This window comes from Pseudomonas sp. FW305-E2 (genome assembly GCF_058782925.1).
Genome location: NZ_JBYSYE010000021.1, coordinates 55,905 through 82,900, shown reverse-complemented (window position 1 = coordinate 82,900; position 26,996 = coordinate 55,905). Strand labels below are relative to the sequence as shown.

Here is a 26,996-nt window from a genome sequence, read left to right as displayed (position 1 = left end):
GGGTAAACCCGCTCCTGCAGGCTAGCGAATCCCTGTAGGAGCGGGTTTACCCGCGAAGAGGCCAGCATATGCCGCACCGTTATAGCTTGTAGCTATATGCACTACAGATTGCGTGATATGGCCGCGAAGGGTTTGCCGGTATGATAGGCACCCCCGCCGTCCGGATTGCGAAATACGCCATGACCGTGCAGTACCCAACCATCGCCGATTGCGTCGGCAATACGCCACTGGTTCGCCTGCAGCGCATCGCTGGCGAAACCAGCAATACCCTCCTGCTCAAGCTCGAAGGTAACAATCCTGCCGGCTCGGTGAAAGACCGCCCGGCACTGTCGATGATCGCTCGCGCCGAACTGCGCGGCCAGATCAAGCCAGGCGATACCCTGATCGAAGCCACCTCCGGCAACACGGGCATCGCCCTGGCGATGGCGGCGGCGATCAAGGGCTACAAGATGATCCTGATCATGCCCGACAACTCCACCGCCGAGCGCAAGGCCGCCATGACGGCCTATGGCGCCGAGCTGATCCTGGTGACCAAGGAGGAGGGGATGGAAGGCGCCCGTGACCTGGCCGAGAAGCTGCAGGCCGAAGGCCGTGGCCTGGTGCTCGACCAGTTCGCCAACGGCGACAACCCGATCGCCCACTACAACAGCACCGGCCCGGAGATCTGGCAGCAGACCCAGGGCACCATTACCCATTTCGTCAGCTCCATGGGGACCACCGGTACCATCATGGGCTGCTCGCAGTACCTCAAGGAACAGAACCCCGCGGTGCAGATCATCGGCCTGCAACCGATGGAGGGCTCGGCTATTCCGGGCATTCGCCGCTGGCCCGAGGAATACCTGCCGAAAATCTTCGATGCCACCCGCGTCGACCGCGTGGTCGACATGTCGCAGCAGGAAGCCGAGGACACCACCCGTCGCCTTGCGCGTGAAGAGGGCATTTTCTGCGGCGTGTCTTCTGGTGGTGCGGTTGCGGCCATGTTGCGCCTGTCCCGCGAAGTGGAAAATGCGGTCATGGTTGCGATCATTTGCGACCGCGGCGACCGTTATCTGTCCACTGGCCTGTTTGATCCACGCTAAATGTCCAAGAAAAAAAGCAACAGCGGCCTGCGCTTCCAGCCGGCCGGCGGCAATCGCACCCCCCAGGTCCCAGTGGGCAAGAAGCAGCGCCTGGACATCGAGCGCCTGGCCGGTGACGGCCGTGGCATTGCCTTCCTCGACGGGCGTACCTGGTTCGTCAGTGGCGCCTTGGCCGGTGAGGCCGTGGAGGCGCGGGTGCTCAACGCCCGTGGCAAAGTGGTCGAGGCACGCCTGGAGCGGTTGCTGCAGGCGGCGCCCGAGCGCCGTGAGGCGCCATGTCGCTACTACGACCGCTGCGGTGGCTGCAACCTGCAGCACCTGCCGCACGAAGCGCAACTGGCGCTGAAGCAGCGCACCCTCGCCGAGCAGTTGCAGCGGGTGGCCGGCGTGCAACCCGAGGCGTGGGCTGCCCCCCTGAGCGGGCCGGAATTCGGCTACCGGCGCCGCGCCCGTGTGGCCGTGCGCTGGGACGTCAAGGCGCGTCAGCTGGAGGTGGGTTTCCGCGCCGAAGCCAGCCAGGACATCATTGCCATCGACGATTGTGCAGTGCTGGTACAACCCTTGCAGTCCATTTTGCGCCACTTGCCGACGGTGCTGCGTTCGTTGAGCAAGCCGCAGGCGCTGGGCCATGTAGAGCTGTTCAGTGGCACCGCCGAGGCGGTTCTGGTGCGCCACGTCGCGCCGTTGCCGGCCGAGGACCAGGCCAGGTTGCAAGCGTTCTGCGAGCAGGCCAACGCCCAGCTATGGCTGCAAGGCGAAGGTGAGCCGGCGCCCGTGGACCCAGCGGCGCAGTTGGGCTTCGCCCTGGCACCTTGGCAGCTGGAGCTGGCCTGGCGCCCGGGCGATTTCGTGCAGGTGAATGCCCAGGTCAATACGGCGATGATCGAGCAGGCTTTGGCCTGGCTCGCGCCACAAGCCGACGAGCGTGTGCTGGACTTGTTCTGCGGTCTGGGCAACTTTGCCCTGCCGCTGGCCCGCCAGGCGCGTGAGGTGGTGGCAGTGGAAGGTGTACAGGCCATGGTCGATCGGGCCGCGGCCAATGCCCGGAACAACAATGTGCATAACGCACGGTTTTTTCAGGCCGATTTATCGCAGCCTTTGGCAGGCACCGGATGGGCCGCCGAGGGCTTTTCTGCGGTACTCTTGGATCCACCGCGCGACGGTGCTTTCGAGGTGGTGCAAGGCATCGCCCGCCTCAAGGCCAGCAGGCTGGTCTACGTATCGTGCAACCCGGCCACGCTGGCGAGAGACGCCCAAGTGCTGGTCGGCCAGGGGTACCGGTTAAAAAGGGCCGGGATTCTCGACATGTTTCCTCAGACGGCGCATGTCGAGGCCATGGCGTTATTCGAAGCGGGCTAGCTGACTGGCCCCTTGGTGCGGTTGCCACGGAATGGCGGCCGCACGGTGATCGCCAGCACACCCGTATGGTGTGCTGCATGGAAAGGTAAAACAAAGATGGTACAGGTGAGAGTGCACCAGCCGGTCAACACCGACGGCAGTATCAATCTCGAAGCATGGTTGGACCATGTGGTAAGCGTCGATTCGGCACTGGATCGCGCAGCGCTGAAAGAAGCCTGCGAGTTTGCTCTTGAGGTAGAGAAAAAGGGCAACCCGGCCAAGCATTCCTGGGCGGATGGTACGTCCAGCTTCCAGGCAGGCCTGGAAATCGCCGAAATTCTTGCTGACCTCAAGCTCGACCAGGACTCTCTGGTGGCTGCGGTCATCTACCGCTCGGTGCGCGAGGGCAAGGTCACCCTCGCCGAGGTCAGCCAGCGTTTTGGCCCGGTGGTGTCCAAGCTGATCGACGGCGTGCTGCGCATGGCCGCCATCAGTGCCAGCCTCAGCCCACGACAGTCGCTGGTGCTGGGCTCGCAGGCGCAGGTCGAGAACCTGCGCAAGATGCTGGTGGCCATGGTTGACGACGTGCGCGTGGCGCTGATCAAGCTGGCCGAACGCACGTGCGCAATCCGCGCGGTCAAGTCCGCCGATGACGAGAAACGCCTGCGTGTCGCGCGTGAAGTGTTCGACATCTACGCGCCGCTCGCGCACCGCCTGGGTATCGGTCACATCAAGTGGGAGCTGGAAGACCTGTCCTTCCGCTACCTGGAGCCCGACCAGTACAAGCAGATCGCCAAGCTGTTGCATGAGCGGCGGCTGGATCGCGAGCGCTTCATCAGCGACGTGATGAACCAGTTGCAGAACGAGTTGCTCGCCACTGGCGTAAATGCCGACATCAGCGGTCGGGCGAAACATATCTATTCGATCTGGCGCAAGATGCAGCGCAAAGGCCTGGAGTTCAGCCAGATCTACGACGTGCGTGCGGTGCGCGTGCTGGTGCCGGAAATCCGCGACTGCTACACCGCGCTGGGCATCGTGCACACCTTGTGGCGGCATATTCCCAAGGAGTTCGACGACTACATCGCCAACCCCAAGGAGAACGGCTACCGCTCGTTGCACACTGCGGTAATCGGCCCCGAGGGCAAGGTGCTGGAGGTGCAGATCCGCACCCACGGCATGCACGAAGAGGCCGAACTTGGGGTATGCGCCCACTGGCGCTACAAGGGCACCGACGTCAAGCCCAGCTCCAACCACTACGAAGAAAAGATTTCCTGGTTGCGCCAGGTGCTGGAATGGCACGAAGAGCTGGGCGACATCGGTGGCCTGGCCGAGCAGTTGCGGGTCGACATCGAGCCTGACCGGGTTTATGTGTTCACCCCCGACGGCCACGCCATCGACCTGCCCAAAGGCGCCACGCCACTGGACTTTGCCTACCGCGTGCACACCGAGATCGGCCACAACTGCCGCGGCGCGAAGATCAACGGCCGTATCGTGCCGCTGAACTACAGCCTGCAGACTGGCGAGCAGGTGGAGATCATCACCAGCAAGCACGGCAACCCTAGCCGTGACTGGTTGAACTCCAACCTGGGCTACGTGACCACCTCACGGGCGCGGGCCAAGATCGTCCACTGGTTCAAATTGCAGGCCCGCGACCAGAACGTTGCTGCCGGCAAGACCTTGCTTGAGCGCGAGCTCAGTCGTCTGGGCCTGCCGCAGGTTGATTTCGAGCGCCTGGCCGAGAAGACCAACGTCAAGACCGCCGAGGACATGTTTGCCTCGCTCGGTGCTGGCGACCTGCGCCTGGCTCATCTGGTCAACGCTGCCCAGCAGTTGCTGGAGCCTGAGCGTATCGAGCAGATCGAGCTGGTGCCGCGCAAGCCTACCGGGCCGCGTACCGGCAAGCGTGGCGACATTCAGATCCAGGGTGTCGGCAACCTGCTGACACAGATGGCCGGCTGCTGCCAGCCGCTACCGGGCGATGCCATTGTCGGTTACATCACCCAGGGCCGGGGCGTGAGCATTCATCGCCAGGACTGCGCCTCGGTATTGCAGCTGGCAGGCAAGGAGCCAGAGCGCATGATCCAGGTGAGCTGGGGGCCGATCCCGGTGCAGACCTACCCGGTCGACATCGTCATCCGTGCCTACGACCGCCCGGGCCTGCTGCGCGATGTGTCTCAGGTGCTGCTGAACGAGAAGATCAACGTGCTGGCGGTGAATACCCGTTCGAACAAGGAAGACAACACCGCGCTGATGTCGCTGACCATCGAGATTCCAGGCCTGGACGCGCTGGGGCGCCTGCTGGGGCGGATCTCGCAGTTGCCGAACATCATCGAGACGCGGCGTAATCGTACCCCTTGAGACCGGGGCGCCAGCTTCGCGGGCTTGCCCGCTCCCACAGGATGGATGCAGGTTTCGAAATCTGCACCGTACCTGTGGGAGCGGGCAAGCCCGCGAAGAAGCCACCACCGAAGGACCTGCCTGTATGACCTACACCCTTGACGACCTGCTGCATCTCATGGCCCGCCTGCGCGACCCGCAGTACGGCTGCCCGTGGGACCTGAAGCAGAACTACGCCAGCATCGTCCCACACACTATCGAAGAGGCCTACGAGGTCGCTGACACCATTGAGCGCGGCGATTTCGAGCACTTGCAAGGCGAGCTGGGCGACTTGCTGTTCCAGGTGGTCTACTACAGCCAGCTGGCCCGCGAAGAAGGGCGTTTCGAGTTCGATGGCGTGGTTGACAGCATCACCCGCAAACTCATCCGCCGCCACCCGCACGTATTCCCCACTGGCGAGCTGTACGCGCCGGTGGACACGCCCAGCCTGAGCGAAGCCCAGGTCAAGTCGCGCTGGGAAGAAATCAAGGCCGAAGAGCGCGCGGAGAAGAGCCAGCCCGAACAGCTGTCGCTGCTTGATGACGTGCCGGCAACCTTGCCGGCGCTGTCGCGGGCAGCCAAACTGCAAAAACGTGCGGCCACGGTCGGTTTCGACTGGCCGGCGGCGTTGCCGGTGCTGGACAAGGTCCGCGAAGAGCTGGATGAAGTGCTGCAGGCCATGGCCGACGGCGACGCCGATGCGCTGGAAGATGAAGTCGGCGACTTGCTGTTTGCTGCGGTCAACCTGGCCCGTCACCTCAAGCAAGACCCAGAGCATGCGCTGCGCCGCGCCAATCGCAAGTTCGAACGACGTTTCCGTTTTATCGAACAGGCATTGCGCGACAGTGGCCGCCCCATTGAAGATTGTGACCTTGACGAGCTGGATGCCCTTTGGGGGGAAGCCAAACGTCAGGAAAAGAACCTGCCCAGCTGCGGCTGAGCTGTTGCATAAGTGAGTGAATATTCATGAGCCTTTCCCTTCGCGACCAATTGCTCAAAGCCGGTCTGGTCAACCAGAAACAGGTCTCGCAGACCAACAAAGCTGAAAAGAAACAGAAGCGCATGGAGCACAAAGGCCAGGTCGAAGTCGACGACAGCCAGCAGCGCATGGCCAAGGAAGCCATGGCTGAAAAAGCCCGGCGTGACCAGGAACTGAACCGCCAGCAGCAGGAAAAGGCCGAGCAGAAGGCCCGTGCCGCGCAGGTCAAGCAACTGATCGAGGCCACTCGCCTGCCCAAACTGAGCACCGAGGATTACTACAACTTCGTCGACGACAAGAAGGTCAAGCGCATTGCCGTCAACGCCCTGATGCGCACCAAGCTGAGCAACGGCGCGCTGGCCGTGGTAGCCCATGCCGGTGGTTACGAGGTTATCCCCCGTGAGGCCGCCTTGAAGATCCAGGAGCGCGACCCTGGCCGTATTCTGCTGCTCAACAGCCATGTCGAGGAAACGGACGAAGACGACCCGTACGCGGCTTACAAGATCCCTGATGATCTGATGTGGTAAGCACGAAAACCTCGCCTTGGCGTTAATGCGGTTCATTCAAGATCGCAGGGTCGCTCTGCGGCCCTTTCGCTGCACACGGTCGCTCCCGCGGCCATCGTGACACGCGCGTTCTCAAGAGGGCGCTGGCCTTTTGACCCGAAAGGGTTCGCCGCTCACTGAACCGGCGCGGTTAGTCACTTGCACTATCGTCTTGGTTCCCTCCGTTCGTCGGACATTTCTTAGGGTTCCGGCACAACGGCTAGCCTCCAGCTTAGCGTCAGGGATAGCGCTGAACATTCGGTCCAGGAAGGGCCACTACGCCTCGTCGTCCCGACGCTTTATCTGCTGAGGAGACGACAATGAAAATAACCCTGAAACGGTTGGCGTGCCTGGGTGCGAGCTTCACCAGTGCGTTCGCCATGGCCGATGCGGCCAGCCCGCCGGTGCTGTCACCTGCGATTCCCTTCGATGTCACCGCCAATCCCCCCTTCACCCTGGACAACCTGCAACACGATTTCGACGTGCTGTCGTGGCAAACCTTCGTCGCCCTGAACTGGCCCGCCAACGCCGACGGCAGTGCCAACACCTCGGCGAAGATCGGCGCGCCCGGCAAGACGGTGTGGGAATCGTGGAAAGAAAGCTACGAGATCTTCCTGCCCAAGGGGCAGAAGCCCGTCGCCTGGGACCAGCAGGCGCCAGTGCCCGCGGCCTGCCAAGGCAAGGGTGACCTGCCGGTGCTGCAACAGATGGGCAAGGTCGCCGGCGTGCTCGATGAGTTCATCCAGCCATTCAAGACTGGCCCGCTGGTCGACCAAAGCGGCACCTACACGCGCAACGCGATCATGGTCAACCAGCCAATGTTCGATGACATCGTCAACAATGGCCTGTACAGCAAGGAAGGCCAGCAAGCGTTCCTGAGCAAGGCCGACAACCGCATCGCTTTCGCCTGCGGTTCGCAAAAGGCCCAGCAGGTCGGCGCGATCATGGTCAAGTCGGCCTGGAAAGTGCTCGATGGCAGCGACAACCCGCAGGAGTTCCACGCCGTCGACGCGCTGGTCTACACCCCCGGCAACGCCGACCCGAACAAGGGGGCGGTGATCCCCGAATCGTGCAATGCGCAGAAGGTCGGGCTGGTAGGCCTGCACATCGTGCACAAGACCGAGGGCGCACCGCAGTGGGTATGGTCGACGTTCGAGCACGTGCGCAACGTGCCGGAAAAGACCACGCCAATGAACGAGCGCAAAGGGCCCTACCTGTTCTACGACGCCCAGGCCAGCAACCGCCCGGTGAACGAGCCACCCGCGCAACCGTGGGACCCGTCGAAGAAGGCCATCCCCTCGCAGATCGTGCGTGACATTCCCATCACCGCCGCCACCCAACAGCTCAACGCGCAGTGGCAAGGCGCGCTCAAGGGCACGGTGTGGGCCAACTACCACCTGATCAGCACCCAGTGGCCCACCGACCCGGCCGATGACTGCCAGGTGCCGTCGCCGACCAACCCGCTAGGTACGCCTGCGCCGAACTTCCTGGCCAACGCCACCCTGGAGACCTACAACCAGGGCACCACCCCGCAGGCCTCGTCCAGCTGCATGGAGTGCCACAACAACGCGACCACCCGCGTGACCCAGTCGCCACGCACCAGCTTCGCCGATTTCACTTTCCTGCTTGAACGTGCCCAATCCACCGGCGCCAAGGAGTGATGCCATGAGCGACCAGAACCTGCAAAACTTCATCGGCTTGTCCGCCGTACTCACTGGCCTGTCGGCCAAGCTGCTGGCGCCTTCCGTCGACCCGATCAACCTGCCGCCGGTGTTCTTCGCCACCGCCCAGCAAGGCATGGGCCTTGAGGCGTTCAGCAGCCTGCTGGAGCTGTACGCCAGCATCCAGAGCCAGCCGCCCGCGCAAATCGCCAGTGCCGTGCTCGCTAACGCGAACCCGCAAATCGCCCAGGGCGCCCGCTCGATCATGAAGCTGTGGCTGCTCGGCAGTTGGTACCAACCCTACGACCTGGGCAACGCCCGCACGGGTGACACGCGGGTGGTCTCCGACCAGGCCTACAAGGAGAGCTGGGCATGGAAGATCGCCCAATCTCACCCCATGGGCTACAGCCAGTTCCACTTCGGATACTGGGGTGAGCAGCCACCGACCCTCAAGCAATTCACCGGTGTCGACGCCAAGGAAGGGCAGCAGCCATGAGCAATGTACAAACCCAGAACATCGAAACTGCCGATGTGATCGTAGTGGGCGCCGGCATGGCCGGCAGTGTCATGGCCTACCAGTTGGGCCTGGCCGGGTTGAAAGTGCTGGTGCTCGAATCGGGCCCGGCCATTCCGCCCAATCGCAGCGAGTACCTGGAGCGCTTCTACACCGCGGTGCTCAAGGCGCCCGAGTCGCCGTACCCACCTGAGCAGAGCGAGCAGACTCCGGCCACGCAGTTCGCGCCACGGGCGACCATCCAGGACCTGATCACCGCGGGTAGCCAAGACCCGAACAAGGCGCAGAAAAGCTACCTGGTGCAGAAGGGGCCGCACCTGTTCGCCAGCACCTACGAGCGGGTAGGCGGCGGCACCATGTGGCACTGGATGGGCACGGCCCTGCGCCTGTTGCCCAACGACTTTCGCATGCGCACTGCGTACAACGTCGGGGTCGACTGGCCGATCAGTTACGACGACCTGCAGACTGCCTACTGCCGCGCCGAGGAAGAGATGGGCGTGTCCGCCGATGTCGCCTCGCAGACCTACCTGGGCGTGACCTTCCCGCAGGGCTACAAATACAGCATGCATGGCATCCCGCCGTCGCTGGTCGACCAAGGCCTGGGCAAGCACGTCACGGGCACCGTGTACCAGAGCCCGGAGAAGGGGCCCGACGGCAAGCCGTACCCAGGTGTCACCCTCAACGTCCGGCAGACCCCGGCCGGGCGCAACTCGCAGAATGATAACGGCCGTCGGGTGTGTGCTGGCAACACCAGCTGCACGCCGATCTGCCCGATCCAGGCCAAGTACGACGCCACCGTGACCATGGCCAAGGCACTGGATACCGGCAACGTGCGCATCCTCTACCAGACCGTGGCGAGCCAGGTGCAGGTCGATGCCAATGGGGTCACGGGCATCGATTTCATCCAGTACCAGAACAACGGTACGCGCCAGAACGGCACGGCCCAGGGCAAACGCTACGTGATCGCCGCCCACGCGATCGAAACGCCGAAGTTGCTGCTCAACTCCATCGGCCCGAACAGCCCTAAAGGGGTCGCCAACAGCAGCGGCCAGGTCGGCCAGGCGTTGGCTGACCACCCGGTGTACCTGGCCTGGGGCCTGATGCCTGAAGGCAAGCCGCTGTTCCCGTTCCGGGGGCCGTTGTCCACCTCGGGGATTGAGGACATGCGCGATGGCCCGTTCCGCAGCCAGCGTGCCGCCTGGCGTATCGAAATCGGCAACGAGGGCTGGAACTGGTCGGTGAATGACCCCTACACCTCGGTCTGCGATTTCATCGACGGCACCAACCACGGCGGCGCTAACCCCAACAAGCTGGCGTTGTCCGGCCAGGCGCTGGTGCAGCAGCTCAACAGCGTGCTGACCCGCCAGTTCCGTCTGGGCTTCTTGATCGAGCAGGTGGAGAAAGACCCCGATAATGCGCTGTGCCGGGTGGAGAGGAGCACGGAGTTCACCGACGGCTTGGGCCTGCCTCGGCCGCAGATTACCTACGAACTGTCCGACTACACCAAGGAGGGTTTCAAGCAGGCGCGCCTGGCCGCCACGCACATCATCACCGAACTGATGGGCGCGACCGAGCTGACCGACCTGAACCCTAAGCTTGAGCCCGGCTCGCAAACGGTGTTTGAGTACGACGGCCAGAACTACCCGTTCTACGGCGCTGGCCACCTGATGGGCACCTACCGCATGGGCTCGGACCGCACCACGTCGGTGGTGGACAAGGACCAGCGCAGTTGGGACCACCCCAACCTGTTCCTGGTCGGCGACGGCGTGTTCCCCACTACCGGCACCGCCAACCCGACCTTGACCATTACCGCGTTGACGTTCCAGGCCGCCGACGTGGTGGCCAGCGACCTGCTCAAGCGCACTGTGCAGGTGCAGGCCAACCAGGCATGGCAGGGCACGGGCATGCAGGTCAATGGGCAGAGCTGGCAGTTGGCGGTATGCACGGGCGGGCAGTGGACGGCGAACCCGGCCACCGGCATGGTTGGCGCGGCGGGCAACCCAAGGTTGATCGCCAAGCCCGGCTATGCCTTGCCTGGTCAACCGGAAGGGGCGTTGATCGGGCGTATCGGCAACAGCGGTGCGCCGTTCCTGGTCGGCAACCAGGTGCAATTGCCGCGTGGCCAGCAAGGTGAGCTGCAGTTGTGCATCAATGACGACCTGGACGGGCGTTACGGGGCTGGCCTGAGCGATAACCTGGGCAGCCTGTCAGTAGAGGTGCGTTTCGGGGCGGTGTAGGCCCTGACATGGCAACCCCACAATGCTCCGGTAATGCCGCAGTATTGTGGGGTTGCTCACTCAGCCCTGGTGAGTCAGGGGTTCGCCGCAATGGCCAGGGTCATTGCGTGGCGCGCTGGTTTTCCAGGTCTTCAAGCTCAACGCGGTATTGGTGTGCTTCGTGTTCGTTATGGAACATGCCCACCAGTTGACCTTGTTGGTACACATCCCAGATCCGCACGCCAGCGGCCAGGCCTTCGTGGGACATTCTCGATTCGTCGCGTTCGGTTACTTGGACAGTCATCGGTAAACTCCACTTCTTCAAGATGGCTGCGACAGTGTGTCGCACGTCTTCTTTATAGAGTTTGTTAGCAGACTAAGTAAGTAAAACAGGCATGAAACAAGTTTCATGAAGCTCAAAGGGATGCTGCCTGGGTGGGCTTTTTCGCAGCAAAGAAAAGCCCCGCACTGGGCGGGGCTTCAGGTGTTGCAGGCAGTGTGCGATCAGTTGCCCTTCACCGGCTTGCCATCGACCGTGCCATCCTGCAGCACGATCACGTACTCCTTACCATCGGTCTCCACCTGGCGCAGTTGCACCAGCAGGTAGTCCCAGTTCTTGGCGAACCACAGCTCGGTGATGCGCTTGCTCTGGCTTGGATCGCGCACGCGCTCGACCTTCACGGCATCGACCTGGCCGGTCTTGGTGGTGACCTTTTCGGTGCCCAGTACGCGGAAGTCGTAGGTGTCGATCTCGTCGCCGTCCACCACCTGGTAGGTCATGCTCTTCTTGCCTGCGGCCACGTCGTGCTGCAGGGCCAACTGGTAGGAGGACTTGTCCAGTACGCCGCGGTTCAGTGGCAGGCTGACGGCATCGCCACGGTCGCTGCCGGTGATCTTCTTGGTGCTCCAGTCGAAGTTCAGGTCGACCTTCTTGGCCTTGCCCAGGCCGCCACGCTCGAAGTGGTACTTCTGTGGCAGCAGGGTGTCGTTGTCCAGGCGCAGGGTGCTTTGCTCGGTCAAGCTGGCGATCATCATGGAAGCCTTGAAGTTAAGGTCCCAGGTACCGTTGGCATTTTTGACCAGGCTGCGCTCGGCGGTGCCGCTCATGGGCAGTTGCTTCCAGTCGGCGGTGTAGCTGGCCGAGAAGGGCTTCAGATCAGCTGCCTGGAGGGGCAGGGCGAGCACGGCGAGAGCCAAGAGCAGGGCGCGACGCATAAATTCTCCTAGGATCGAATCAAGTGACCGCTGGCCGCCAGTGGCTGGCCGTCCAGTAATGCACCCTGTTCGCCAAGACGCAAGCGCCCTTCAGCGAACCAGCGCACTGCCAGTGGGTAGATCAGGTGTTCCTGATGGTGTACCCGCTGTGCCAGGCTTTCGACGGTGTCATCAGACGCCACCGGTACCACAGCCTGTACGACCAGTGGGCCGCCATCGAGTTCCTCAGTCACGAAGTGTACGCTGCAGCCATGCTCGGCGTCGCCAGCTTCCAATGCCCGGCGATGCGTATGCAGGCCCTTGTACTTGGGCAGCAGCGACGGGTGGATGTTGAGCAGGCGGCCCTGATAGTGGCGCACGAAGCCGCCACTGAGGATGCGCATGAAACCGGCCAGCACGACCAGGTCCGGGGCAAAGCCGTCGATGCGCGCCATCAGCGCGGCATCGAAGGCTTCACGGCCGTCGAACTGGGTGTGGTCGAGCACGACGCTGTCGATGCCGGCCGCTGCGGCACGTTGCAGGCCGTAGGCATCGGCGCGGTTGGAAACCACCGCGCGGATACGCACCGGGCTGTCCTGCCCTTGGCAGCTGTCGATCAGGGCTTGCAGGTTGCTGCCGGAGCCCGACAGCAGTACCACTACATTGCAGGTCTTGCTCGGCATCAGTGTGCCTTGAGGTTCTGCAGCTCGACCTGGGCAGCGCCTTCGGCGGCTTCGGCGATGTGGCCGATGACCCACGGTTGCTCACCGGCGGCGCGCAGTTCGTTCAGGGCGGCTTCGACCTGGTCCTGGGCCACGCAGATGACCATGCCCACGCCGCAGTTCAGTACGCGGTGCATTTCGTGCTCGTCGACGTTGCCCTTTTCCTGCAGGAAGTCGAACACCGCCGGGCGCTGCCAGCTGGCCACGTCAACCACGGCCTGGGCGTTTTTCGGCAGTACGCGCGGGATGTTGTCCAGCAGGCCGCCGCCGGTGATGTGGGCCATGGCCTTGACGGCGCCGGTGTTTTTGATCAGCTGCAGCAGCGGTTTGACGTAGATGCGGGTCGGCGCCATCAGCAGGTCGGTCAGCGGCTTGCCGTCCAGCTGGGTGTTCTCGATATCGGTAGCCGACACTTCGAGGATCTTGCGGATCAGCGAGTAGCCGTTGGAGTGCGGGCCCGAGGACGGCAGGGCGATCAGCGCATCACCGGTGGCAACCTTGGAGCCGTCGATGATTTCGGCCTTTTCCACCACGCCTACGCAGAAACCGGCCAGGTCGTAGTCTTCGCCTTCGTACATGCCAGGCATTTCGGCGGTTTCACCACCGACCAGCGAGCAGCCGGCCAGTTCGCAACCGGCACCGATGCCGGTGACCACGGTGGCGGCCACGTCAACGTTCAGCTTGCCAGTGGCGTAGTAGTCGAGGAAGAACAGCGGCTCGGCGCCGCACACGACCAAGTCGTTGACGCACATGGCGACCAGGTCCTGGCCGATGCTGTCGTGCTTGTTCAGGTTCAGCGCCAGGCGTAGCTTGGTGCCGACGCCGTCGGTGCCGGAGACCAGCACCGGCTGTTTGTAGCCGGCCGGGATCTCGCAGAGGGCGCCGAAGCCGCCCAGGCCACCCATGACTTCAGGGCGTGCGGTGCGTTTTGCCACGCCCTTGATGCGTTCGACCAGTGCTTCGCCGGCGTCGATGTCTACACCGGCGTCCTTGTAGCTCAGGGAGGGTTGCTTGCTCATTGATCCAGGCCTTTAGGAGGGAGGGATTCTTAAAAACGACCATGACGGCCAAGGCCGGCTGATAAGCGGCGGCGGTCTGAAACGTCAGTGGTCTGTGAAGGCGCGCGATTTTATCAGGGTTGCCGGGCAGCGGCCATCCTCAGGCCGACGGGCAGGGCGGTAATTGTTGAAAAAAGCGGGAGGGTGGTTGATGCGGTTGCATGTGTATAAGCTGCAAGCAACGAGCTTGCGGCTGCACGACGATGCAGCCTGGCGCTCGGCCTGCTTTTTCTTGCAGCTTGAAGCTTACGGCTTGAAGCTCGACTGGACAGGAATCCTCCATGCGTTTGTTCAATATTCTGGCAGCTGGTTGCCTGGCCCTGATCTCGGCCACGGCCCTGGCTGAAAATGTCTCCGGCCTTTATCAGGTGCGCGAGCCGGTCACCGGGCCGGGTGCCGAAGCCCGTACCGCAGCCACAGTCAAAGCCCTGGACACGTTGGTGCAGCGTCTGACCGGTGACCCAAAGGCCGTGCAGAGCCCTGCATTGGCCGAGCTGCGCAAGGACCCACAGCAAATCATCAACCAGGTGGGCAGTGAAGCCGGCCCGCCCGAGTCAGTAGTGGTCGAGTTCGACCCAGGTAGCACCGAGCGGGCTTTGCGCAAGGCTGGCCTGGCTTTGTGGGGCAGTAACCGGCCCTCGATACTGGGGTGGTGGTTGAACGACACCATTGAGGGCAGCAGCCTGGTCGGTGATGGCCAGGCCAGTGCCCAACCCCTGCGCCGCGCCGCCCAGCACCGTGGTCTGCCGTTGCGCTTGCCGCTGGCCGACTTGCAGGAGCAACTGGTCGCCAATGCCAAGCAGATCGAAGGCAACGATCCGGCGCCGTTGCGCGACGCTTCCGAGCGCTACGGCGCCGATGCTTTGCTGGCGGTACATGCCCAGGAAGCCGACGGCAAGTGGCAGGGCAAGTGGCAGCTGTGGCTGGGCGACCAGCGTGAGCAGGGCACTGCCGAGGGCGCCGACCAGGCCGCCTTGGCTGACGCGGTGATGATGGCGGTAAGCAGCCGCCTGGCGCCGCGCTACGTTACCCGGCCGGGTGCCAGCAGCCAATTGCAGGTGCAAGTGCAGGGCATGAACCTGCAGCGCTATGCCGAGCTGGCTCGCGTGCTGGAGCCCTATGGCCCACGCTTGCAGGCGGCTGAAGGCACTACCCTGACCTACGGGGTTACGGGTAATCGTGAACAGCTGCGTGCCCAGCTTGGCCTGGCCAAGCTGCAGGAAGTGCCGGTCGAGCAGGCACCGGCGGTGCCGGCCATGCCAGCACCGGCAGTGGACGCCGCAGCTGGGCAGCCCGCGCCTGCGCAGCCAGCCCCCAAGCCGTTCGACGGCTTGCGTTTTCGCTGGTAAGGGGCGCTTACCGTGACTGACATGCGTCGCTGGATCTGGCTGGGCGCTGCACTGCTGATCGCTGTGCTGCTTTATAGCCTGCACAATATTCTTACGCCGTTCCTGGTCGGCATCATGCTGGCCTACCTGGCCGACCCGCTGGTCGATCGTCTCGAGCGCCTGGGGCTTTCGCGTACCTGGGGTGTGGTGGTGGTGTTCGGCCTGTTCACCCTGTTGCTGTTGGCGTTGTTGCTGGTGCTTGTGCCGATGCTGGCCAAGCAGTTGGTGCGCCTGTACGAGTTGGCGCCGCAGATGCTCGACTGGCTTGAGCATGTCGCGCTGCCGTGGGTACAGGGCCGCCTTGGCCTGGCCGATGGTTTCTGGAAGTTCGACAAGATCAAGGCCGCCATCGGCGCGCACATGGGGCAGACCACCGATATCGTCGGCATGCTGCTGTCCCAGGCCACCGCCTCCAGCCTGGCGTTGGTGGGCTGGTTGGCCAACATGGTGCTGATTCCGGTAGTGGGCTTCTATCTACTGCGCGATTGGGACTTGATGATGGGCAAGCTGCGCGGCCTGCTGCCGCGCCAGCGCGAGCCGCAAGTGATGGGCCTGGCAGGTGAATGCCATGAAGTGCTGGGGGCATTCGTGCGCGGGCAACTGATGGTGATGCTGGCCCTGGGCGTCATCTATTCAGCCGGCCTGATGCTGGTGGGGCTTGAACTCGGTCTGCTGATCGGCATGCTTGCAGGCCTTGCGGCCATCGTGCCGTACATGGGCTTCATCATTGGCATTGGTGCCGCGCTGGTGGCCGGCCTGTTCCAGTTCGGTGGCGACCTGTATCCGATGCTGGGCATCGTTGCGGTGTTCATGGTTGGGCAGGCGCTGGAGGGTATGGTGCTGACCCCTCTGCTGGTGGGCGATCGCATCGGCCTGCACCCGGTTGCAGTGATCTTTGCCATCCTCGCCGGGGGTGAACTGTTCGGCTTCACCGGTGTGCTGCTGGCGCTGCCGGTGGCGGCGGTGATCATGGTGCTGCTGCGGCATGTGCATGCCCTGTACAAGGAGTCGGATATGTACGCCGGGAACATCGACCCGGAGCTTTGAACACCCCGTGTTTCGTCTTGAGCTGTTTCGCGCCCGCGAAATTGAGCGCCGCCTCGCGGCGCCCGATCTCGCGGGCGCTGGGCACGGTTTGTCCTGCATCCGTCGTTCGCTTGTGCAGCGCAACTTGTTGATTTTGCTTGCCCTATCTGCAGTCGAGATTGTGCGCCCCGCGTTGCGGGTATAGACTTTGCAGATTGTTCACCAAAGGCCCCCAGCGGTCCCGTCGACCGCCCGCGAGCATGAAACCACCGATCCAGTTGCCCCTGGGTGTGCGCCTGCGCGATGACGCCACCTTCATCAACTACTATCCGGGCGCCAATGCTGCGGCATTGGGTTACGTCGAGCGGCTATGCGAAGCCGACGCCGGCTGGACCGAGAGCCTTATCTACCTGTGGGGCAAGCAGGGTGTTGGCCGTTCCCACCTGCTGCAGGCCGCTACCCATCGCTTCCAGCAACGTGGCGAGCCTGCTGTCTACCTGCCGCTGGCGCAATTGCTCGATCGTGGCGTCGAACTGCTCGACTACCTGGCCCAGTACGAACTGGTGTGCATCGACGATCTGCATGTGATCGCCGGCAAGGCGGATTGGGAAGAGGCCATGTTCCACCTGTTCAACCGCCTGCGCGACAGCGGCCGACGCTTGCTGCTGGCTGCCTCGGCATCACCGCGTGAGCTGCCGATCAAGCTGCCGGACCTGAAGTCGCGGTTGACCCTGGCCCTGGTGTTCCAGATGCGCGGCCTGTCCGACGAAGACAAGCTGCGCGCCTTGCAGCTGCGAGCTTCGCGCCGTGGCCTGCACCTGACCGACGAAGTCGGCCATTTCATCCTCACCCGCGGCGCGCGGAGCATGAGCGCGTTGTTCGACTTGCTCGAGCGCCTCGATCAGGCGTCGCTGCAGGCTCAACGCAAGCTCACCATTCCGTTTCTCAAGGAAACCCTCGGCTGGTAACCCCCTGAAAACCTTGGGCCAGAGCGGTAAAACAAAAAAGTCACATCTTTTTCGATAAAATTTGCAAATGGCCATGATAGAGGGCATAGTTTCACCCTTCTAAAGGATTACAGACACGGTCGTGCCCATGCTGAAGCGCTTCGCACCCCTCGTGCCACTCGCACTCGTGACCCTGCTTTTTGGCTGCGCGGCCCAAGGCCCGGTATCCCAGCCCCAGGATCACACGCCGATCACTGCACAATCGGCAATCAACGCCAAAGCCTCTTCTTCGTCGGTGTTCGGCGAGCCGGAAGAGCTGGCCACCGAAGATGACCTGGCGTCTTTCTCCGGCAGCAAGCCTTACCAATTGCCGGTTCTGGCTGACAGCATTCTCGAGCGCGGCATGTCGTTGATCGGCACCCGCTACCGCTTCGGTGGTACCTCGGAAAAGTCCGGCTTCGACTGCAGTGGCTTCATCGGTTACCTGTTCCGCGAAGAGGCGGGCATGACGCTGCCGCGCTCCACGCGTGAAATGATCAACGTCGATGCCCCGAAAGTGGCCCGCAACAAGCTCAAGCCAGGTGACCTGCTGTTCTTCAGCACCAATGGCCGTGGCCGGGTAAGCCATGCCGGGATCTACCTGGGTGACAACCAGTTCATCCACTCCAGCAGCCGCCGCAGTGGTGGTGTGCGCATCGACAGCCTCGGTGATCGTTACTGGAGCAAGACTTTCATTGAAGCCAAGCGAGCCTTGGCCATGGCGCCGACCAACATCGCGCGCAACTGATATCAAAATGATGTACCCTGCCGCGGCGGTGATGCTTTAAAAAAAGCTCGCCGCCGTGCGCATTTACAGAAAGCGTCTAATCTAAATTCTCAACTCTTTTCGGCTGCAGCGCAGCGGTCTCAGACAGGATGTTCTGGCCATGGTAAAGATGGCGCGCTTCGCATTTTTCTCCTTGGCAGCCTTGCTGGCTGCATGCTCCAGCCGTGCGCCTGCGCCGGCCCCTGTGGTACAGCCGCAGGTTACCTATAGCCAGCCCAGTCCTTCACCGATTGCCGATGACGTACTGATCCGCGCCATTGGTCTGGTTGGCACGCCCTATCGTTGGGGGGGCAATACGCCGGACTCCGGCTTCGACTGCAGCGGCCTGATCAAGTATGTGTACCGTGATGCTGCTGGCATCAGCCTGCCGCGCTCGACGCGAGAGATGATTGTCATGCGCGCACCGACGGTGGATGTCAGTTCGCTGCAGTCTGGTGACCTGGTGTTCTTCGCCACCAGTGGCGGCTCGCAGGTCAGCCATGCCGGCATCTATGTCGGGGACGGGCGCTTCGTGCATGCACCTTCCACCGGTGGCACCGTGCGCCTGGACTACCTGTCGAACAGCTACTGGGCCAAGGCCTACCTGCAGGCCAAGCGGGTGATTCCGCAAGGGCATCTGGCACAGAACCCTTGATATCCATGCCTGTTTAGCGGCCCCTCTAGCTCGGGGCCGATACCGGCTGCCTGGATTCAAGGTGTTTTGCTCACCCGCCAGACCTCCCGCTTCGATTGACGCTCCCGGTGCAACCCTCTAACCTTCGCGGCGTGTTTCAGGTGCCCTGCCAGCCCCGACTGGGCAGGGTGAAACTGGGAAGCCGGTGGGCGCCAGCATGGCGCGATTCCGGCGCTGCCCCCGCAACGGTGGATGAGTAAAAGGCCGCGCAGGGCCACTGGATGCCAGCATCCGGGAAGGCGCGCAGGCCAGGGCCAAGGCCCACTCACAAGCCCGGAGACCGGCCTGATACTGCCAACGGCATCACGGAGGGTGATGCGCGGTGCACCGTGGCGCCCAGCCATGGCCTCTGCGCGTTCTCCGTTTGCCTGCCTATTACCTGTCGCCGCGCATTGCCGTGGTGCCAGCCAGCGGAGAACCCTGATGAGCGATTCCACCGAACGCGACGAACGCCACCTGGCGCGCATGCAGCGCAAGAAGGCGGTCATCGACGAACGCATCGCCAATTCCCCTAACGAATGCGGCCTGCTGCTGGTGCTGACCGGCAATGGCAAGGGCAAGAGCAGTTCGGCCTTCGGCATGCTCGCGCGCGCCTTGGGCCACGGCATGCAATGCGGTGTGGTGCAGTTCATCAAGGGCCGCAACAGCACCGGCGAGGAGCTGTTCTTCCGTCGCTTCCCTGAACAGGTGCGCTACCACGTGATGGGCGAGGGCTTTACCTGGGAAACCCAGGACCGCCAGCGTGACATCGCCGCTGCGCAAGCCGCCTGGGCGGTGTCGCGCCAGTTGCTGCAGGACCCAGGTGTACAGTTCGTGGTGCTGGACGAGCTCAACATCGCCCTCAAACATGGCTACCTCGACCTGGACCAGGTACTGTCCGACATTCAGGCCCGCCCGCCCATGCAGCATGTGATTGTCACTGGCCGCGCTGCGAAGCCTGAGATGATCGAACTGGCCGACACCGTGACCGAAATGGGCATGCTCAAGCACGCCTTCCAGGCCGGTATCCGCGCACAGAAGGGCGTCGAACTGTGAGTCGATCGCGCCACTGCCCCGCCGTGTTGATCGCGGCACCCGCCTCAGGCCAGGGCAAGACTACCGTCACTGCTGCGCTGGCCCGCCTGCACCGCAACCTCGGGCGCAAGGTGCGGGTGTTCAAATGCGGGCCAGACTTTCTTGACCCGATGATTCTCGAGCGGGCCAGTGGCGCGCCGGTGTATCAGCTGGACCTGTGGATGATCGGTGCCGAAGAAAGCCGTCGTCTGCTGTGGGAAGCTGCTGGCGAGGCTGACCTGATCCTCATCGAAGGGGTGATGGGGCTGTTCGACGGCACCCCGTCAAGCGCCGACCTGGCGCGCCACTTTGGCGTGCCGGTGCTGGCGGTGATCGATGGCACAGCCATGGCCCAGACCTTCGGTGCCCTGGCCCTGGGCCTGGCGCGGTACCAGGCCGATCTGCCGTTCGCCGGCGTGCTGGCCAATCGGGTAGGCAGCCTGCGTCATGCGCAACTGCTCGAAGGCAGCCTGACCGAGGGCTTGCGCTGGTATGGCGGCTTGTCCCGCGAACGCGGCATCGAACTGCCCAGCCGCCACCTGGGCCTGGTGCAGGCCAGCGAGTTGAATGACCTGGACACCCGCCTGGACGCCGCCGCCGAAGCGCTGGGCGCCAGTTGCGATGCGGCGTTGCCGCCGCCAGTCAGCTTTGCCGAGCCTGAACCGCAAGCCTGCGTGGCCTCGCTGGCCGGTGTGCGCATTGGCGTGGCGCGGGACGAGGCGTTCGCCTTCACGTATGGCGCTAACCTCGACCTGTTGCGCAACCAGGGTGCCCAGCTGGTGTTCTTCTCGCCGCTGCACGACCACGAACTGCCGGCGGTAGACAGCCTGTATCTGCCGGGTGGTTATCCTGAGCTGCATCACCATGCGCTGGCCGCCAACGCACCGATGTGCGAGGCGATCCGTGCCCACCACGCGCAGGGCAAGCCATTGCTGGCCGAGTGCGGCGGCATGCTTTACCTGCTTGATGCCCTGACTGACGTGGCCGGTGAACGTGCCGAACTGCTCGGCCTGCTGCCGGGTGAGGCGACCATGCAGAAGCGCCTGGCCGCCCTGGCGCTGCAGGCGGTGGAGCTGCCGGAGGGGACCTTGCGCGGTCACACCTATCACCATTCGCTGACCAGCACTGCGCTGGAACCGATTGCCCGGGGCCTGAGCCCCAACGGCGGGCGTGGCAACGAGGCGGTTTATCGTCTGGGCCGGCTGACGGCCTCTTACGTGCACTTCTATTTCCCTTCCTGCCCGGATGCGGCGGCGGCGCTGTTGCGACCATGAATGATCACGCCTATAGCGACGCCGAGCGCGCCGCCATTTACCGGGCCATCGGCGAGCGCCGCGACATGCGCCATTTTGCGGGTGGCCAGGTGGCGCCCGAACTGCTTGGCCGCTTGCTGGCCGCCGCGCATCAGGCGCCCAGTGTCGGGCTTATGCAGCCGTGGCGCTTTATCCGCATCACCCAGCGTGACCTGCGCGGGCGCATCCAGGCCCTGGTGGAGGCGGAGCGGGTACGCACGGCCGAGGCGTTGGGCGAGCGATCCGATGCCTTCATGAAATTGAAGGTGGAGGGCATAAACGATTGTGCCGAGCTGCTGGTGGCGGCCTTGATGGACAACCGCGAGCCACACATCTTCGGCCGCCGCACCCTGCCGGAGATGGACCTGGCCTCGCTGGCCTGTGCCATCCAGAACCTGTGGCTGGCCGCGCGTGGCGAAGGGCTGGGCATGGGCTGGGTATCGCTGTTCGACCCGCAGGCGTTGGCCGCGCTGCTGGGCATGCCCGCCGGGGCCAAGCCGGTGGCGGTACTGTGCCTTGGGCCGGTCGCCGCGTTCTATCCGGTGCCGATGTTGGTGCAGGAAAGCTGGGCCGAAGAGCGGCCTCTGAGTGAAATGCTTTACGAAAACCAATGGGGAGAGCGTCAATGAGCGTGGCCTTGCTGACCGTGGCCGGGGTGGCCCTGGACGCTTTGTTGGGCGAACCACAGCGGCGCCACCCCTTGGTGGCGTTCGGCAACATGGCCGGCAACCTGGAGCGCCGCCTGAATGCGGGTGGGCGCGGCTGGCGCAGCCACGGCGTGAGCGCGTGGTTTCTGGCGGTGGTGCCGCTAACCCTGATGGCGCTGGTCCTTTCGTGGCTGCCGTATATTGGCTGGCTGGTTGACGTGCTGGCGCTTTACTGCGCTGTGGGGCTGCGCAGCCTGGGCGAGCATGTGCTGCCGGTGGCCAACGCCTTGCGCCAGGGCGACCTGGTGGAGGCGCGGCGCCGCGTTGGCTACCTGGTCAGCCGCGAAACGCGCGAACTGGACGAGCCAGCAGTGGCCCGAGCGGCGACCGAGTCGGTGCTGGAGAACGGCAGCGATGCAGTGTTCGCCGCGTTGTTCTGGTTTGTGGTGGCCGGTGCGCCCGGTGTGGTGCTGTACCGCCTGAGCAACACGCTGGATGCCATGTGGGGCTACCGTAACGAACGTTTCGAGCGCTTTGGCTGGTGCGCGGCGCGCATCGACGATGTGCTCAACTATATACCTGCAAGGCTGGTAGCCCTGACTTATGCCCTGTTGGGCAAAACCCGTCTGGCCCTGGCCTGCTGGCGCAAACAGGGCCCGCTGTGGGACAGCCCCAACGCCGGGCCGGTGATGGCTGCCGGCGCCGGCGCGCTGGGCGTCGAGCTTGGTGGCCCGGCGGTGTACCACGGCGAACTGCATGAGCGGCCGCGCCTGGGCGAGGGGCCAGTGGCCGATGCCGATGCCATCGAGCGCGGCTGGCAACTGGTGCAGCGCGGCGTGTGGCTGTGGCTGCTGATGATTTGCCTGGGGGCCTATATCAATGCTTGAACATGGTGGCCGCCTGTTACGCGCGGTGCAGCAATACGGTATTGCCCGTGAGCAGTGGCTCGACCTGTCCAGCGGCATTGCGCCCTGGCCATTTCCTGTCCCGCCGATTCCCGTCGACGCCTGGGCCCGCCTGCCAGAAACCGAGGATGGCCTGGAGGACGCCGCGCGTGCGTATTACGGCGCCCGCCAGTTGCTGCCGGTAGCCGGCTCCCAGGCCGCTATCCAGGCCTTGCCGCTGCTGCGTACAACCGCCCGGGTTGGCGTGCTGACGCCGTGCTATGCCGAACACCCTTATGCCTGGCAACGGGCGGGGCACCAACTGCTGGCCCTGGATGAGGCGCAAGTTGAGGCTGCGCTCGACGGCCTCGATGTGCTGGTGCTGGTGAACCCCAACAACCCAACCGGCCAACGGGTGTCGCGCGAACGCCTGCTGGCTTGGCATGCTCGCCTGGCGGCCCGCGGTGGCTGGCTGCTGGTCGACGAAGCATTCATGGACAACACCCCGGCGGACAGCGTGGTGGACTGCGCCGAACGCCCGGGGCTGATCGTGCTGCGCTCGTTTGGCAAGTTCTTCGGTTTGGCCGGCGTGCGCCTGGGCTTCGTTGCCGCCGAACACAGCTTGTTGCTGCGCCTGGCCGAGCTGCTCGGCCCCTGGACCGTCAACGGCCCGACCCGGGTGCTGGCCCAGGCCAGCCTGACCGATCAAACTGCCCAGCGCGCGCAGGCCGAACGCTGTGCGGCTGCCGGCCAGCGGCTGGCGCACGTGTTGCGCAGTGCCGGCCTGGCGCCTAGTGGTGGCTGCGACTTGTTCCAGTACGTGCGTAGCGAGCACGCTGCACGCCTGCATGAATTTCTCGCCCGGCGCGGCATCCTGGTACGGCTGTTCGAACAGCCGGCAGCCGTGCGCCTGGGGTTGCCTGCCTGCACGGCGGACGAACAGCGTCTGGCCCAGGCCCTGGCGGCTTATCAGAAGGAAACGGCATGACGACCCTCATGGTGCAAGGCACCACCTCCGACGCAGGCAAGAGCACACTGGTGACCGCATTGTGCCGCTGGCTGTTGCGCCAGGGCGTCGCTGTGGCGCCCTTCAAGCCACAGAACATGGCGCTGAACAGCGCGGTGACGGCTGATGGCGGGGAAATCGGCCGTGCCCAGGCGGTGCAGGCCCAGGCCTGCCGGCTACAACCGCACACCGACATGAACCCGGTGCTGCTCAAGCCCAACAGCGATACCGGCGCCCAGGTCATCATCCACGGTCGGGCGGTCACCAGCATGAATGCAGTGGCCTACCACGACTATAAAACCACGGCCATGCAAGCGGTGCTGGCGTCTCACCAACGCCTGAGTGCCGCGTACCCGGTGGTCATGGTCGAGGGTGCGGGGTCGCCGGCAGAGATCAACCTGCGTGCCGGCGATATCGCCAACATGGGCTTTGCCGAAGCAGTGGACTGCCCGGTGATCCTGGTGGCCGACATCAACCGCGGTGGTGTGTTCGCCCATCTGGTGGGCACGCTGGAATTGCTGTCGACCACTGAACAGGCGCGGGTCAAAGGTTTTGTCATCAACCGCTTCCGTGGCGATATCGCCCTGCTGCAGCCAGGGTTGGACTGGCTGGAACAACGCACCGGCAAACCGGTACTGGGCGTCCTGCCTTACGTTACTGACCTGCACCTGGAAGCCGAAGACGGTATCGATGTGCGTCAAGGCGTCAAGCACGCGCGTGTGCTCAAGGTAATCGTGCCAGTGCTGCCGCGTATCAGTAACCACACCGATTTCGACCCGCTGCGCCTGCACCCGCAGGTGGACTTGCAGTTCATCGGCCCGGGCCAGCCGATTCCGGCTGCCGACCTCATCATCTTGCCGGGCTCCAAGAGCGTGCGGGGCGACTTGGCACAACTGCGCGAGCGCGGTTGGGACAAGGCCATCGAGCGGCACCTGCGCTATGGTGGCAAGCTGATCGGTATCTGCGGTGGCCTGCAGATGCTGGGGCGGGAAGTGCATGACCCGCTGGGGCTGGAGGGGGCCGCAGGCTCTAGCCAGGGGCTCGGCCTGCTCGACTATGCCACGGTGCTCGAAGCCGAGAAGCAACTGCGCAATGTGGCCGGCACGCTGAGCCTTGAAGCGGCAACGGTAACTGGTTATGAAATTCATGCTGGCGTTACGACGGGGCCTGCGCTGGCGCAACCCGCTGTCCAACTGGCTGATGGCCGCCATGATGGTGCTGTCAGTGCCGATGACCAGATCCTCGCCACCTACCTGCATGGCCTGTTCGAAGGCAGCCAGTCGTGTGCCGCGCTATTGCGCTGGGCCGGGCTGGAGGATGTGCAGGTTATCGACTACGAAGCGTTGCGCGAACACGACATCGAGCGCTTGGCCGATCTGGTGGAGAAGCACCTGGACACCGCGCAGTTGCGCCAACTGTGTGGGGTAGCCTGACATGCGTAACCTGATTCTCGGTGGCGCCCGGTCTGGCAAAAGCCGCCTGGCCGAACAGTTGGCCAGTGCCAGCGGCTTGCCGGTGACCTACATCGCCACCAGCCAGCCGCTGGATGGCGAAATGAACGAACGCGTGTTGCTGCATCGTCAGCGCCGGCCGGATGACTGGGGGTTGATCGAAGAGCCCTTGGCCCTGGCCGCGGTACTGCGCGCCGAAGCGGCCGAAGGGCGCTGCCTGCTGGTGGATTGCCTGACCCTGTGGCTGACCAATTTGTTGATGCTGGAAGATGACCAGCGCCTGGCCGAGGAGCGTGATGCCCTGCTGGCGTGCCTGGAACAGTTACCTGGCACCCTTATCCTGGTCAGTAACGAAACCGGCCTGGGCGTCGTGCCCATGGGCGAGCTGACCCGGCGCTATGTCGACCTGGCCGGCTGGCTGCACCAGGCGGTGGCCGAACGCTGTCAGCGTGTCGTGCTGACCGTGGCCGGCCTGCCCTTAATCCTCAAAGGACCTGCACTATGACCCAAGCCTGGTGGCGTGACGCCTGCCAACCCCTCGACAACGCCGCCATGGACCAGGCCCGCGCCCGTCAGCAGCAACTGACCAAACCTGCAGGCTCGCTCGGCCAACTTGAAGCGCTGGCGATTCAGCTGGCTGGCCTTCAGGGGCTTGAACGACCCACGCTGGATCAGGTTGCCATTACCATTTTTGCCGGCGACCACGGCGTGGTCGAAGAGGGCATCTCGGCCTATCCGCAGGCGGTAACCGGGCAGATGCTATGTAACTTCGTCGGCGGGGGCGCGGCGATCAGTGTGCTGGCGCGGCAGCTGCAGGCCAGCCTGGACGTGGTCGACCTGGGCACCATTGACGCGCAGCTGGAACTGCCCGGCGTGCGCCATCTGCGGCTGGGCACCGGTACTGCCAACTTTGCCCGTCAACCCGCGATGACCGAAAACCAGCTGCAAGCGGCCTTGCAGGCCGGTCGCGACAGTGCCCAGCGCGGCGCCGAACAGGGCGCACAGCTGTTCATCGGTGGCGAGATGGGCATTGGTAACACCACAGCCGCCGCAGCCTTGGCCAGTGTTCTGCTGGGGTGTCCGGCGTCGGAGCTGAGCGGCCCTGGCACCGGTCTGGACAACGCCGGGGTACAGCACAAGGCTGAAGTCATCGAGAGGGCGCTGCGCCTGCATGGCCTGCGTGCTGAAGACCCGTTGCAGGTACTGGGCTGTGTTGGCGGTTTCGAGATCGCGGCGTTGGTCGGTGCCTACATAGGTTGTGCGCAGGCGGGTGTCGCGGTGCTGGTGGATGGCTTTATCTGCAGTGTCGCTGCGCTCGTGGCAGTGCGCCTCAACCCGCAGTGTCGGGCCTGGCTGTTGTTCGCTCATCAGGGCGCTGAACCCGGGCACAAGGCCTTGCTTGCTGCACTGCAGGCCGAGCCCCTGCTGGCCTTGGGCTTGCGCCTGGGTGAGGGCAGTGGCGCTGCCTTGGCGGTGCCGCTGTTGCGCCTGGCCTGTGCGCTGCATGGGCAGATGGCGACCTTTGCCGAGGCCGCGGTGGCGGACCGCCCGGCATGATCCTCGACTTGTTGCGCCATGGTGAAACGGAACAGGGCGGCCTGCGTGGCAGCCTTGATGATGCCTTGACCGACAAGGGCTGGGCACAGATGCGTGGCGCGGTAGCCGACGGCGGCCCATGGCAGGTGCTGGTCAGCTCGCCGCTGCAACGTTGTGGGCGTTTTGCCGATGAGCTGGGTGCGCAGTTGAACCTGCCTGTGCAGCGTGAGCCCGCCCTGCAGGAACTGCACTTCGGTGATTGGGAGGGCCAAAGTGCCGCGCAGATCATGGAGCACCAGGCTGATGCACTGGGCCGTTTCTGGGCCGACCCTTACGCCTTCACACCGCCCAATGGCGAGCCGGTCGAGGCGTTTGCCGAACGGGTGCTGGCGGCTGTCGAGCGTTTGCGCCTTCAGCATGCCGGCAAGCGCGTGCTGCTGGTCACTCATGGCGGCGTCATGCGACTGTTACTGGCCCGTGCCCGTGGCTTGCCCAGGGAGCAGTTGCTGCAGGTCGAGGTTGGCCATGGCGCGTTGATGCGGCTGGTGCCAGGTGGCGATGGGCAACTGGTCGAGGTGCCCTGAG

The 26,996-nt window shown here is 64.0% G+C and carries 26 protein-coding genes and 1 riboswitch; of the genes, 22 read left to right on the top strand and 4 right to left on the bottom strand.

What is annotated here, in order from left to right; all coding sequences use genetic code 11:
* The first annotated feature begins 179 nt into the window (after positions 1-179).
* The 8 genes from cysM to AC3WLP_RS16845 all read left to right on the top strand — a co-directional run bounded on the left by cysM (position 180) and on the right by AC3WLP_RS16845 (position 10,729).
* Entirely contained in the window at positions 180-1,079 is a 900-nt protein-coding gene (cysM, locus tag AC3WLP_RS16880) for a cysteine synthase CysM (RefSeq protein WP_003252416.1), read from the top strand.
* Positions 1,080-2,438 (top strand): 23S rRNA (uracil(1939)-C(5))-methyltransferase RlmD, encoded by a 1,359-nt coding sequence (gene rlmD / locus AC3WLP_RS16875; protein ID WP_012053460.1) that lies wholly within the window; start codon positions 1,080-1,082, stop codon positions 2,436-2,438.
* A 96-nt stretch (positions 2,439-2,534) separates the two neighbouring features.
* A complete protein-coding gene (gene relA, locus AC3WLP_RS16870; RefSeq protein ID WP_003252420.1) occupies positions 2,535-4,775 on the top strand; it encodes a GTP diphosphokinase in 2,241 nt (746 codons plus the stop codon).
* Between the two features lie 124 nt (positions 4,776-4,899).
* Positions 4,900-5,733, top strand: coding sequence for a nucleoside triphosphate pyrophosphohydrolase (gene mazG / locus AC3WLP_RS16865; protein WP_003252422.1), 834 nt, complete (start codon positions 4,900-4,902; stop codon positions 5,731-5,733).
* A gap of 26 nt (positions 5,734-5,759) precedes the next feature.
* A complete protein-coding gene (locus tag AC3WLP_RS16860; protein WP_003252424.1) occupies positions 5,760-6,299 on the top strand; it encodes a DUF2058 domain-containing protein in 540 nt (179 codons plus the stop codon).
* Between the two features lie 338 nt (positions 6,300-6,637).
* Complete coding sequence (locus AC3WLP_RS16855) at positions 6,638-7,978, top strand: hypothetical protein (protein WP_012053459.1); 1,341 nt, start codon at positions 6,638-6,640, stop codon at positions 7,976-7,978.
* Positions 7,979-7,982: 4 nt separating this feature from the next.
* Complete coding sequence (locus AC3WLP_RS16850; protein ID WP_003252427.1) at positions 7,983-8,474, top strand: hypothetical protein; 492 nt, start codon at positions 7,983-7,985, stop codon at positions 8,472-8,474.
* The gene (locus AC3WLP_RS16845; RefSeq protein ID WP_088513571.1) at positions 8,471-10,729 is read left to right on the top strand and encodes a GMC oxidoreductase; all 2,259 of its coding nucleotides are present in this window, start codon (positions 8,471-8,473) and stop codon (positions 10,727-10,729) included. The genes AC3WLP_RS16850 and AC3WLP_RS16845 overlap by 4 nt, the downstream gene beginning before the upstream one ends.
* Positions 10,730-10,829: 100 nt before the next feature.
* Here AC3WLP_RS16845 and AC3WLP_RS16840 read toward each other — a convergent pair whose 3' ends face one another.
* The 4 genes from AC3WLP_RS16840 to purM all read right to left on the bottom strand — a co-directional run bounded on the left by AC3WLP_RS16840 (position 10,830) and on the right by purM (position 13,643).
* Positions 10,830-11,012: a hypothetical protein gene (locus AC3WLP_RS16840; protein WP_003252431.1), complete on the bottom strand. Its 183-nt coding sequence runs from the start codon at positions 11,010-11,012 to the stop codon at positions 10,830-10,832.
* Positions 11,013-11,212: 200 nt separating this feature from the next.
* Positions 11,213-11,923: a DUF3108 domain-containing protein gene (locus tag AC3WLP_RS16835; RefSeq protein WP_014754254.1), complete on the bottom strand. Its 711-nt coding sequence runs from the start codon at positions 11,921-11,923 to the stop codon at positions 11,213-11,215.
* An 8-nt stretch (positions 11,924-11,931) separates the two neighbouring features.
* Positions 11,932-12,585, bottom strand: a complete 654-nt coding sequence (gene purN, locus AC3WLP_RS16830) for a phosphoribosylglycinamide formyltransferase (RefSeq protein WP_014754253.1) — start codon at positions 12,583-12,585, stop codon at positions 11,932-11,934.
* Positions 12,585-13,643 (bottom strand): phosphoribosylformylglycinamidine cyclo-ligase, encoded by a 1,059-nt coding sequence (gene purM, locus AC3WLP_RS16825; RefSeq protein ID WP_003252437.1) that lies wholly within the window; start codon positions 13,641-13,643, stop codon positions 12,585-12,587. The genes purN and purM overlap by 1 nt, the downstream gene beginning before the upstream one ends.
* A 320-nt stretch (positions 13,644-13,963) precedes the next feature.
* Here purM and AC3WLP_RS16820 point away from each other — a divergent pair, with 320 nt between their 5' ends.
* From AC3WLP_RS16820 to AC3WLP_RS16755, 14 genes are all read left to right on the top strand, one after another.
* Positions 13,964-15,031 carry a DUF2066 domain-containing protein gene (locus AC3WLP_RS16820; protein ID WP_088513572.1) on the top strand — a complete coding sequence of 356 codons (1,068 nt, stop codon included), beginning with the start codon at positions 13,964-13,966 and terminating at the stop codon, positions 15,029-15,031.
* Between the two features lie 12 nt (positions 15,032-15,043).
* The gene (locus AC3WLP_RS16815) at positions 15,044-16,117 is read left to right on the top strand and encodes an AI-2E family transporter (RefSeq protein ID WP_003252442.1); all 1,074 of its coding nucleotides are present in this window, start codon (positions 15,044-15,046) and stop codon (positions 16,115-16,117) included.
* A 239-nt stretch (positions 16,118-16,356) separates the two neighbouring features.
* Entirely contained in the window at positions 16,357-17,064 is a 708-nt protein-coding gene (gene hda, locus AC3WLP_RS16810) for a DnaA regulatory inactivator Hda (protein WP_003252443.1), read from the top strand.
* Between the two features lie 127 nt (positions 17,065-17,191).
* Positions 17,192-17,830, top strand: coding sequence for a C40 family peptidase (locus AC3WLP_RS16805; protein WP_003252444.1), 639 nt, complete (start codon positions 17,192-17,194; stop codon positions 17,828-17,830).
* Positions 17,831-17,969: 139 nt separating this feature from the next.
* Positions 17,970-18,503 (top strand): C40 family peptidase, encoded by a 534-nt coding sequence (locus AC3WLP_RS16800; protein WP_003252446.1) that lies wholly within the window; start codon positions 17,970-17,972, stop codon positions 18,501-18,503.
* Between the two features lie 121 nt (positions 18,504-18,624).
* Positions 18,625-18,845, top strand: a riboswitch (cobalamin riboswitch).
* Between the two features lie 120 nt (positions 18,846-18,965).
* A complete protein-coding gene (cobO, locus tag AC3WLP_RS16795) occupies positions 18,966-19,577 on the top strand; it encodes a cob(I)yrinic acid a,c-diamide adenosyltransferase (protein WP_003252448.1) in 612 nt (203 codons plus the stop codon).
* Positions 19,574-20,869, top strand: a complete 1,296-nt coding sequence (locus AC3WLP_RS16790) for a cobyrinic acid a,c-diamide synthase CobB (protein WP_012053452.1) — start codon at positions 19,574-19,576, stop codon at positions 20,867-20,869. Before cobO ends, AC3WLP_RS16790 begins: the two co-directional genes overlap by 4 nt.
* Entirely contained in the window at positions 20,866-21,516 is a 651-nt protein-coding gene (gene bluB / locus AC3WLP_RS16785) for a 5,6-dimethylbenzimidazole synthase (protein WP_003252453.1), read from the top strand. Before AC3WLP_RS16790 ends, bluB begins: the two co-directional genes overlap by 4 nt.
* Positions 21,513-22,421: an adenosylcobinamide-phosphate synthase CbiB gene (gene cbiB / locus AC3WLP_RS16780; protein WP_088513573.1), complete on the top strand. Its 909-nt coding sequence runs from the start codon at positions 21,513-21,515 to the stop codon at positions 22,419-22,421. Before bluB ends, cbiB begins: the two co-directional genes overlap by 4 nt.
* Positions 22,414-23,406: a threonine-phosphate decarboxylase CobD gene (gene cobD / locus AC3WLP_RS16775; RefSeq protein WP_003252458.1), complete on the top strand. Its 993-nt coding sequence runs from the start codon at positions 22,414-22,416 to the stop codon at positions 23,404-23,406. The genes cbiB and cobD overlap by 8 nt, the downstream gene beginning before the upstream one ends.
* A complete protein-coding gene (locus AC3WLP_RS16770) occupies positions 23,403-24,857 on the top strand; it encodes a cobyric acid synthase (RefSeq protein ID WP_088513574.1) in 1,455 nt (484 codons plus the stop codon). Before cobD ends, AC3WLP_RS16770 begins: the two co-directional genes overlap by 4 nt.
* A 1-nt stretch (position 24,858) precedes the next feature.
* Entirely contained in the window at positions 24,859-25,380 is a 522-nt protein-coding gene (gene cobU, locus AC3WLP_RS16765) for a bifunctional adenosylcobinamide kinase/adenosylcobinamide-phosphate guanylyltransferase (RefSeq protein ID WP_003252463.1), read from the top strand.
* Positions 25,377-26,432, top strand: coding sequence for a nicotinate-nucleotide--dimethylbenzimidazole phosphoribosyltransferase (cobT, locus tag AC3WLP_RS16760; RefSeq protein ID WP_003252465.1), 1,056 nt, complete (start codon positions 25,377-25,379; stop codon positions 26,430-26,432). Before cobU ends, cobT begins: the two co-directional genes overlap by 4 nt.
* Complete coding sequence (locus tag AC3WLP_RS16755) at positions 26,429-26,995, top strand: histidine phosphatase family protein (RefSeq protein ID WP_014754244.1); 567 nt, start codon at positions 26,429-26,431, stop codon at positions 26,993-26,995. The genes cobT and AC3WLP_RS16755 overlap by 4 nt, the downstream gene beginning before the upstream one ends.
* Position 26,996: the final 1 nt, after the last annotated feature.